Origin of the sequence: Bifidobacterium criceti (assembly GCF_002286935.1) — a bacterium.
GTDB lineage: Bacteria > Actinomycetota > Actinomycetes > Actinomycetales > Bifidobacteriaceae > Bifidobacterium > Bifidobacterium criceti.
Genome location: NZ_MVOH01000024.1, coordinates 1 through 10,309, shown reverse-complemented (window position 1 = coordinate 10,309; position 10,309 = coordinate 1). Strand labels below are relative to the sequence as shown.

General features: G+C 52.7%; 7 protein-coding genes. 5 read left to right on the top strand and 2 right to left on the bottom strand.

Features of this window, described 5'->3' with window-relative positions:
- Together B1526_RS08735 and B1526_RS08730 are read left to right on the top strand one after the other, a co-directional pair.
- On the top strand, positions 1-1,025 hold a 1,025-nt coding region (locus B1526_RS08735), incomplete at its 5' end, for an Eco57I restriction-modification methylase domain-containing protein (RefSeq protein ID WP_201260153.1).
- A 1-nt stretch (position 1,026) separates the two neighbouring features.
- Positions 1,027-4,632, top strand: coding sequence for a DEAD/DEAH box helicase family protein (locus tag B1526_RS08730; protein ID WP_095615669.1), 3,606 nt, complete (start codon positions 1,027-1,029; stop codon positions 4,630-4,632).
- An 82-nt stretch (positions 4,633-4,714) separates the two neighbouring features.
- Here the strand turns inward: B1526_RS08730 and B1526_RS09150 are convergent, their stop codons facing one another.
- Complete coding sequence (locus tag B1526_RS09150) at positions 4,715-4,852, bottom strand: hypothetical protein (RefSeq protein WP_157908723.1); 138 nt, start codon at positions 4,850-4,852, stop codon at positions 4,715-4,717.
- Between the two features lie 560 nt (positions 4,853-5,412).
- On the opposite strand from B1526_RS09150, the gene B1526_RS08725 reads away from it, so the two are divergent.
- Positions 5,413-6,006, top strand: a complete 594-nt coding sequence (locus B1526_RS08725; RefSeq protein ID WP_095615668.1) for an NADPH-dependent FMN reductase — start codon at positions 5,413-5,415, stop codon at positions 6,004-6,006.
- A gap of 360 nt (positions 6,007-6,366) precedes the next feature.
- Positions 6,367-8,481 (top strand): hypothetical protein, encoded by a 2,115-nt coding sequence (locus B1526_RS08720; protein WP_095615667.1) that lies wholly within the window; start codon positions 6,367-6,369, stop codon positions 8,479-8,481.
- 129 nt (positions 8,482-8,610) lie between these two features.
- On the opposite strand, the gene B1526_RS08715 is transcribed toward B1526_RS08720, so the two are convergent.
- On the bottom strand, positions 8,611-9,591 hold the full coding sequence (locus tag B1526_RS08715; RefSeq protein ID WP_095615666.1) for a phosphotransferase enzyme family protein: 981 nt from the start codon (positions 9,589-9,591) through the stop codon (positions 8,611-8,613).
- 298 nt (positions 9,592-9,889) lie between these two features.
- Between B1526_RS08715 and B1526_RS08710 the strand changes: the two genes are divergently transcribed.
- Positions 9,890-10,309 (top strand): helix-turn-helix domain-containing protein (locus B1526_RS08710; protein ID WP_235607125.1); only part of this gene is annotated, 420 nt, incomplete at its 3' end.

Here is a 10,309-nt window from a genome sequence, read left to right as displayed (position 1 = left end):
AGTTTGATTATATTATAGGAAATCCGCCATATCAGGAAGAATCGTCAGGGGATAACAAAGGATTCGCTCCTCCTATATACCATTATTTTATGGATGCTGCATATCAGATTGCTGATGTGGTTGAATTGATTCATCCTGCTCGTTTTCTTTTTAATGCTGGTAGTACCCCAAAAGAGTGGAATCGTAAGATGCTTGCGGATCCGCATCTGAAAGTTCTGCAGTATGAGCAGGATGCTAGCAGTATCTTTATTAATACTGATATTAAAGGCGGTGTTGCAATTACCTATCGTGATCGGCGGAAAGATTACGGTGCGATTGACGTTTTTACCCCTTACTCTGAGTTGAAAAGCATTATGGAAAAGGCTTCTCCGCAAAATGATGGAGATAGTCTGATGAACCTTATATATGTACAGAATAGATTTGATTTAAAAACTTTGTATAGTGACCATCCTGAATACCAAGCGGTTCTCGGAAGTGAGGGTAGAGACAGAAGATTTAGAAATAATATATTTGATAAAGTTGGTTTGTTTACTGCTGAGAAGAACGAAGAAGATGATATAGCTGTTCTGGGTGTTGTAAAGAATAAAAGACAATGGCGTTATATCCCGGCGAAGTATGTTGACCATGAGCATGAGAATCTATACAAGTGGAAGGTGTTGGTAGTTCGAGTCAATGGTACTGGTGTCTTGGGTGAAGTTCTCAGCACGCCGATAGTGGCTTCTCCGGGAGAGGGATACACCCAAACTTTCATAAGTATTGGGGCCTTTGATGATAAATCGGAGGCAGAAAATATACTGAAGTACGTTAAGACCAAGTTCCTTCGGACTATGTTGGGTATTCTTAAAATTACGCAAGATAATAATCGTGAAACTTGGAAATGTGTTCCCCTTCAGGATTTCACGTCTTCGTCGGACATTGATTGGTCTCAGTCGGTTGCAGGCATCGATCAGCAATTGTATACGAAATATGGTTTGGATGAACATGAGATTGAATTCATTGAATCACATGTGAAGGAGATGAGCTGATATGTGTGCTGTCAATATCAAGCCTTTCAAGCGCATCGTCCCTATGATCTATGCTTACACGACCCCTGAAATCGCACGGCATGATGGTTGGACGAAAATCGGAGATACGAAACGTGATGTCAATGAACGAATCAGTGAGCAGACGCATACTGCCGATGTGATGTTTCACTTGGCGTGGCAGTCGAATGCCATGTATGACGATGGGTCTGGTGAATATTTCCGAGACAAGGATTTCCATGCTTTTCTGAGAAGACGAAAAGGGGTGGAACAGGAGCCCAACAAGAACAATGAATGGTTCCATATCAATCCGACGTTGGCTCATCAGTATCTGGACGAATTCAAGAAGCACAAGGTCTCGGTGGATGACTATGACGGCTCGGACTATACGCTTCGTCCTGAGCAGGAAAAGGCCGTGGGGGAGACGCTCGCTTATTTCGATGCCGGAGGAAACGAGTTCCTGTGGAACGCCAAACCTCGTTTCGGTAAGACGCTTTCGACCTATGACCTGATGCGACGTATGGCGCACCGATTGAAACGGCCAATCAAGGCTCTTGTTGTGACGAACAGGCCAAGCATTGCGAATTCATGGGCCGAGGACTTCAACCGTTTCATCGGATGGCGTGGTGACATGTGCTTTGTCTCATCGAACGACGCGGTGAAGAAGACGCCGCATGTCTATTCACGTGATGAATACAACCAGCTTGTGCGGCACGGCGATCCCGGCTCGCAGCCGGGAATGCTGGCTTTCGAATCCTTGCAGGGGCTGAAAGGCTCTATCTATTTCGGTGGTCAGCATGACAAGCTGAAATGGATCAGTGAGCTGGAGTTTGATCTGCTTGTGGTGGACGAGTCGCAGGAAGGCGTGGATACGCTCCGTACGGACCGAGCTTTCGACAATATCAAGCGGCATCACACGTTGTATCTTTCCGGTACGCCGTTCAAGGCGTTGGCTGATGGCCGGTTCTCTGACTCGCAGATCTACAACTGGTCGTATGAGGATGAGCAGCGGGCAAAGCATGAGTGGAGCGTTGATGATGATAACGCCTATGCGGAACTACCCGAACTGCAGATGTACACCTATCGCATGTCTTCGATGGTGGAACGCGAGGCGCGCGCAGGTGCGGTGATTGCGGACGACGGGACGAACGTGGATTATGCGTTCGATCTCAACGAGTTCTTCGCAACCGTGCCGTCCCATGGTGGTATGGCATTCGCACATGAGAAGGATGTTCGTCGGTTCCTTGATGCGCTTACCACGCAGGAACGGTACCCCTTCTCCACTCCCAAGCTGCGGGAGGAACTATCTCATACGCTGTGGCTGCTGAATCGAGTGGATAGCGCGAAAACGCTCGCGAAGTTGCTGAAAGAACATCCAGTGTTCGGCGAGTACGAGATTATCGTGGCTGCTGGGGACGGCTCCATTGATGACGAGAAAGCGACTGCTGACTCCTACCACCGCGTCAAGCAGGCCATTGCGGAGCATGACAAGACCATCACGCTTTCCGTAGGGCAGCTCACAGTAGGGGTCACGGTGCCGGAATGGTCAGGCGTCCTCATGTTGTCGAACATGAAGAGTCCTTCGGCGTATATGCAAGCTGCTTTCCGCGTGCAGAATCCATGTGATATGACTGTGCTGCGCGATGGTCTTCCGGTGCGGTTGCGCAAGGAACGGGCCTATGTATTCGATTTCGATCCGGCGCGCACGCTCGTTATCTATGACGAATTCGCCAATAATCTTAATGCTGATACTGCTTCAGGGCGGGGAACAAGTGACGACCGGAAACGGAACATTCGTGAACTGCTCAACTTCTTCCCGGTGATTGGAGAAGACGACCAAGGTCGGATGGAGCCAATCGACGCGCAACAGGTGCTGTCCATCCCGCGCATGCTCAAAAGTCGTGAGGTGGTGCGGCACGGGTTCATCTCGAATTACCTGTTCGCGGATATCTCCAACGTGTTCGGGGCTCCTGATGCCGTCAAGAACATCCTGCAGCATCTCACTCCTGCTGGTGCCAAGGATTTCGATGCAAAGCACAATACTTTGCAGAATCTTGGTGATCTTCCTTTGGATGAGCATGGTGAAGTGGACATCCCCGAACAAATCGTCATCGGGCAGACGGCCGATATCTTCGGGCCCAAAATCTACAGCGAAACCGCAACGAGCATCGATGATGTACTTGATGCGATGCATAAGGCGGATGAGCACGAGACCGATTCCGCCATCGCTAAACTTGGCGCCACACTCAAAGATGTTGTCGAATCTAAAATCATCGGACCGGCGAGCGAACACTATGGTGTCAAGAAAAGCACCCAGCGAGCGCTTGCACGGGAGAATGCGAGGCGGATCGACAAAGAAATCGATCAAATTCAGAAGGACCTCAACCAGCAGCGCCGAATCGCCGAAGTGGAGCGCCAGCGCAGAATCGATCAGGCTGATTCGACGGTTGCCATCGACGAAGCCGAACGTGACTACGCGGAGACTTTGCGCAAAGCCGTGGAGGAAGCGAAGAGCGAAGTTGAGAAGACCACGCAGAATCTGATCAACACACGTCCTCAAGAGATTGTGAGACGTGTTGAAACCATCAAGGCTCAGGAAGAGAAGCAGGAAGCGGAAAATGAGGTGCGCGCGTTGCTGCGTGGCTTCGCCCGCACGATTCCGAGTTTTGTGATGGCGTATGGTGATGAGCATCTGACTCTGGCGAATTTCGATGACTACACCGAAGACGAGGTGTTCGAAGACGTCACCGGCATCACCGAGGAAGACTTCCGTTTTCTGCGTGATGGTGGTGAACGTAACGGGGAACACTTTGCAGGACATTTGTTCGATGAGACCGTGTTCAATGATTCCATTCAGGAGTTCTTGAACAAGAAACGTGAACTTGCGAACTATTTTGACAAATCGCGTACCGAAGACATCTTTGACTACATTCCTCCTCAGAAGACCAATCAGATCTTCACACCACGTTGGGTCGTCGCACGGATGGTAGATGATCTGGAGCGGGAGAATCCGGGTTGCTTCGATAATCCGGACTTCACATTTGCGGATCTGTATATGAAATCCGGGCTGTATATCACCGAAATCGTCAAACGTCTGTTCAAGAGTGAAGGTCTTAAGCGGGCCTATCCGGATGAGGGTGAACGTATCCGCCATATTCTGCATAAGCAGGTGTACGGCATGGCTCCCACGCGCATCATCTATCTCATTGCCATGAACTACATTCTCGGTTTTGACGACACACTCAAACGTGAGAACTGCAATTTTGTGCAGGCGGACGCGGCAGCTGCGGCAAAAGCCGGCACATTGCCTCAACTTGTCAATGAAGCCTTCACCCGTGGCAATACCGGAGACGCGGAAACTCAGCAGCCACGGGTTTCCCAACCGCAATCAAACAAGTCTGAAAGTACCGGCGATTGGCTCCTCGATGAGCTTCGTGCCGCGCATATCGAATACATCGATAAGCGCTCGCGAGGTGGAAGTCTTTGGGTACTTGGCGATGATTCGTTGAACGGCCTCATGGACAAGCTTGCCGAGGAGGGAGCGACGTTCAAATACAAACCAGAAGGCGGCCGTGCGACCAAGGGGCGCAGCGGTTGGTGGTTGAGATGAGCAGATAAGGGCGGGATGTGGCGCAGCGGTCGTCCGTTGTGCCATATCCCGCACCCTCTGAACCAATCAGCGGAGAATCAGGTCATTCGATGCTCGAGTTGCGCGTATAGGTGCGCAGGCGACTCTGTTTCTTGCCGATTGCGAATATCGTACTTGTGCAGCCAAGCGCGCGCACGGTGTGCAGTGCCGACGTCTCTCCGATTGTCCGTTGTTCACTCATTTGCATGATTCGTACGCTACGGCCTGACATGATGTGAAGGTCAACATGAACGGCATGTCGAGTAATCGGATTCCAGAAAAAGTGGATGAGTATTGCGGTGTCACTATCATCACGCTGTCACAGGTTGATGTTGATCTGGTCCATGGGTTAGGCGGCGGCATCGTAGGACACCGTCGTTCATATATCGATAGTCCGATCGAATCGTCGTTTTGTGACCTGCACGTACGGATGCTGTGCCGCGCGCGCTGTGAGAACCGCACATTTGCGCACACAGGCATCATCATTCGGCACACATGTGCGCATACGTAATCGTTTTGCGCACATGTGCCGCGAGCGTCCGCGGCACAGCAGTTCACAAATCGTCTGACAGCACCGATTGCCGATTTGTGAACCCGTACGCGCGCAACGACGGCACTGCGTGACGTCACGCACACCACACACGACAACATCCGCGCATGTGCACGGCTGCGCTCCGCCCATCGCGAGATGCGGATGCGTCGGTGCGCGCAACCTGTTGGAACAGGTACATCACCAATCCGATTCCACGAAAGGAACGAACCATGGAACCAGCCAACGAAGCGCGCATCGCGGAACATGACGGTAGTCTGCCGACGGTATTGATGATCGTCGGTTCGCTGCGCAAACAGTCGTTCAACAAACAACTCGCGCAGTTCGCCGCGCATGCGCTCGCGGGACGTGCGAACGTGATTTTCCTCGATTGGCATGACGTGCCCGTGTTCAATCAGGATGAGGAGTTCCCGAATCCGGAGTCGGTGACCTCCGCGCGCGCCGCGGTCGCGGGTGCCGACGCGTTGTGGATCGTGACTCCCGAATACAACCACGGGATGCCCGGTCCGCTCAAGAATCTGCTCGATTGGCTGTCGCGTCCGGCTGAGGATGGTTCGCCGTCGCCGCTGTTCGGCAAGACGATGACGATGAGCGGCGCGGGCGGCGCGAATTGCGTGCGCGACAGCTTCGCGACGCTGCTGCCGGTCCTTGAGTTCATGCAGATGCGGTTCGCGCCCGCGACGTTCACCGGTGTCGCGTTGAGCCGTGAGATGTTCGTCAGCAACACCCTCGAACTCGACGACGCCGCGCGCACGTCGATCGATCATCAGGCCGACGCGTTGATCGGTATGGTCGCCGAGCAGTAGGTCGACCGTATCTCACCGATTTGGGGTCTGTGTGGTGGCCATCGGGCAGTTCCTGTGTGACAATTCATCAAGTGCTGATGAGGGAGGGTGGGAGATTTCGCGAATTGTTTGCCAAACTACCTAAAAAGTCTGCGAAAAATTGCCATTATGGAAAAGTGGGTCTAGCCTTGGGTTTGACCGCAAGGTATGTCCATATGTGACATAGGCGAACGGTGATGGAAGACCGTAGCCGTCGTAGACAGGCGGGAGGTGTGGCAGTGAGGCGCACCGGACTTGCTTGGCTATGGGGGTGGCGGACGCGGCACGGGCTTGTGCGGCGCTTCGGTCGGCCACAGGAATAGGATCAATAAAGGAGATCGCATGGGCAACAGCGAGCACAATGATCAGGCACGTAAGGCGTTTGTGAATCTGGCGGTGGAACCGCTGGGTTATGAGGAGCTGCTCAAGAACCAATTCGAGAAGGCGGGATTGAGTGAAAAGGAAGCCGAAAAGGCTCCGAAGAAGATGTGGAGAACCCAAATTCTACAAGCCGCATTCAGCTCAATTTGGAAAAAACGCAGTGAAGAACAAATGGAAAGAGCTGCGGAAGAACAAGATTACAACAGATATGGAGTGTCGAATAAGACTGCGGCAAGTTTTATTGACGGTGTTGTCAACCCTGAGAAAAAGCCGGATACTGAGGCTGGGGTGCTTGCGCGCCGTTATGTGGCGCTCCTCGCATTGCAGAACAGTCCGGAGTACCACCACCTTATGCTGGAGTGGAACGCCAGAATAGATGGCATGGTGTATCTGTGCAAATACGAATATGGCGCTGATTCGCGTGTGATATACGGTGGTCGCGATGGCTGGGAATGGGCGAAGTACACGCCTGCCGGTGCCAATGGCCAACCGAATGATGGTGACGATGGTACGGAGGTGTGGTTCGCTTCAAATACCACGAAAGAGGAAAAACGGGCACGGATTGAGGGATATAAAGAAATTTCTAAGAAAATAAGAAATTGTGCCGAAAAGCTTATCGGTGATTTCGTGCAGTATCTTGAAGAAAATGTCGAGAATTGGACGATTGATTACGATAATTTCAAAGAATTGAATATAGATATTGTTTCTGAATGGGATGAGATTTTCTACGAATGGTTGAAGAGCAACCATACCGAGTATGCTGCTGTCGACAATGCGCACATACCGAATATGGTGAACTCCATCTACAACACTCTGTGCGAATCGCCGGCGGGCCTCTATGGTAATTGGGTCATTCCATCCGTTATCCTTCCTAAGGACAGGAATGCGCCACTCAGCAAGGCTGCGGATGAACTGTACTTCGATGGCAACCAAACCGACAAAGCAGGCTTCACAGCGGAGACGCTGGCCGGATGGGATATCGGCGACTGGTGCAAGTCCCATAGGCAAGCCATGACCCGATTCTATGATGTCGCTTTTGCGCCGCGTGAACAAGGTGAAGAAGTCGGTGGTTCCGATCGGCCGCTCAACACCCAGTTCATTTTCGCGTTTGGCAATTGGGGAGGAGCGTTCCATCCAGGATGGAATCCGAGCCTGATTCCGGTGTACAACGATTTTCATCCTTTGCTTGATGCCAATAGTACGTATTGGGATGTGGACAAGCGGAAGTCCGGGAATACCAAGGCGCTGCAATTCCTTATCCGCGCGGCGTTCGACACCCCCATGGAGGGTGCCTATATGACCGATTTCTACAAGGGGATTTCCACCGGCACCTCCACCACGCTTTACATAGCGAGGAAGAGCGGTGGCCAAAGCAAGAACGACTCTTCACTCACCAAGGCCATGTTCGACATGTTTGTCGAAGAGATCCGCCAACTTTCCGATGATCCAGATGGAAAACCTGTGCTCGTGCTGACGAGTGGCGACGGTTGGGATGTGATCTCCAAAGAGAAGTATCAGGATGACGACGAGAAGAAAAAGCTCTTCGAACCTTGGAAAGTGATTCGTTGGCCCCATCAATCGAACTCCAACTCAGCAACCCAAAAAGCCGATGTGCTCGCATTTGCGTACGGTCGTATTGAGCGTGCCTTGCAATACATCGATGAGAGCAGGAACGGTGGAACCCACATCTGGCGCTGGTCTTTCAACGCCTCAGGCATTGAGGATGCGTTGAAGAACCTCGCTGAACGCGATGGCAAGACGTACCGCAGGCCATGGGTGTTCCCGGAAGCTTCGGGAGAGCCGCAGATGTCACTGTGGGAATGGTTCAAGTACTCGTTTGTTGGCAAAGAAGCGGTCCTCAAGCTGTCCGGAGGGAAGCTGTATCAGGGAAATGATGTTGAAACGGCTTTCGTGCGTGGATACCTTATGGAAGAAGATCTGCTGCCCCGCGATAATGGGGAGATTCCCTCGTTCTCTGGCAAACCGCCGCTGAGCCCGATGGGGGATCGTGCCGCATTCGACGCGTTCAAGGATGCGTGCGGTCTCACTGACCATACCGAGCTCCAAGTGAACTGATATCAGCCCTGAAGGCACAGGCATCCGAGACTAGGGAGCCTTGTTGCAGTTCGCAACGAAAGATGGCGATAAAGCTCGCATCGGATGCCGATGGCTGCAATGCGGGCGTGGTGCAGGAATCCAAGTTCCTTAGCAAGAAGGAGCTTGGGATTCCTGCACCACGCCATACTCCTCGATCCTGTCGAATCCCAATTCGTCGAAAACGGAGATGAGCCATTCGGCTATGCGCTTGTTGGTCTCGAACAGTTTCGTGTATCCGCTCTGTTCCGAGAACCATGCCGTACTGGTCAGCTGTTCCGCCACGATCACATAAGGAAGCGCGATGCGTTCCTTGTCGGTGAGTCGCATCACATCGTCATAGCCGCTTATGATATTTCTGTATATGTTCAGCCATGTCGAGAGTGCGGCATCGTCGTTCGGGTCGAAGCTTTCGCTGAGAATGGCGAGGGCTGCGTAACAGGGGTCGTACATACGCAGGCTGCTCTTCGACAGTTCGAAATCGATAAAACCCCATTTGTCGTGCGAGACGATGATATTCGATGGATTCGGGTCACCGTGGATGATCTGTTTGGGCAGATGATCATACAATTCCCCAAATGTATGCAAATACTTCTGACAGAATGATTCGGGAAGCGGAAGGACGCGTTTCATTGTCGGCAACGCCCAGTCTTTCACCGATTCGTACGGGTTCACATCGTTCACGGACGCCGTCACTTGACGTAAAGCGTGGTGCAGTTTTCCAATGGCCTCACCGAAGATCCGTGCTTTGGTGGCGTGATCCCCTTCGTAAAAATCCTGAGCCGACAATTGCGCACCAAAGATTCTCTGGGTCATATAGAAGAACAGTCCGCTGTCCTGTACATATGCGCGGCCATCTGTTGTCCTGATGATTGGGGACACGCATATGTCGGCACTGTGCAGTGCCTCGCAGAGCGCCACGGCATTTTTGACCTCATCGAGGTTTCCGGAACACTTCAGGACACAATCATCGCCGACGTAAAAGGCTCTGGCTTCTTCCTCTCCGCTGCCCTTGGGGTGAATGTCAGTGATTGGTTCATCCGCCAATCCCCAATGCCCAAGAACTCCCAAGGTCTCCTTGCGTGACTTCATGGACTGCTCCTTTCTACATACTGCGATGCGGTTGACCGTGCGAGTTGTCGCGGTTGCTACAGCAGTCCGCTCATGTACGGCGGCAGACTGACGCGATCTCCGGCATGTTCGAGTTGCTCGGGGAGCAGGGCGTATTCGGTGCCGACGCGTGTTTGTGTTCAATTAGAGATTGCGGTTTTAGTCATGTAAAAGTTTCGGGTTTGGTCATGGGAGCATGCCGACCACTGTTACAGGGCCTTGTTTGACTGGGAGCGTCTGACTTCTTCCAGTTGAAAGGTCCGGAAAGGCAATGATCAGCATGTCCGTCATTCACTCTATCCGTTGCATGCGAAAGGAAGGTGCGTCCGTCGCCGCGATTGCGCGCGAGCTGGGTATCAGCGAGCCGACGGTGCGCAAGTACCTCAGGGAGGTCGACCTGTCCGACAGGCCGCCGGTGAGGCGTGAGCGGCCGTCGAAGATCGACCGGTGGGTGCCGTTGATCGAGGGCTGGTTGGCCGAGGACCGGCGGACGTGGTCGAAGCAGCGTCATACGGCGACCCGTATCCACCGGCGTCTGGTTGATGAGTGCGGCGCTGATGTGTCATTGTCCACCGTGACGCGCAAGGTGCGCGAGCTCAAACGTGAGTTCGGCCTTGAACGCCAGCGCGGCTTTCTGGACCTGTCGTGGCATCCTGGCGAGGCGCAGGCCGATTTCGGCCAGAGCGACGTGTACTGGAAG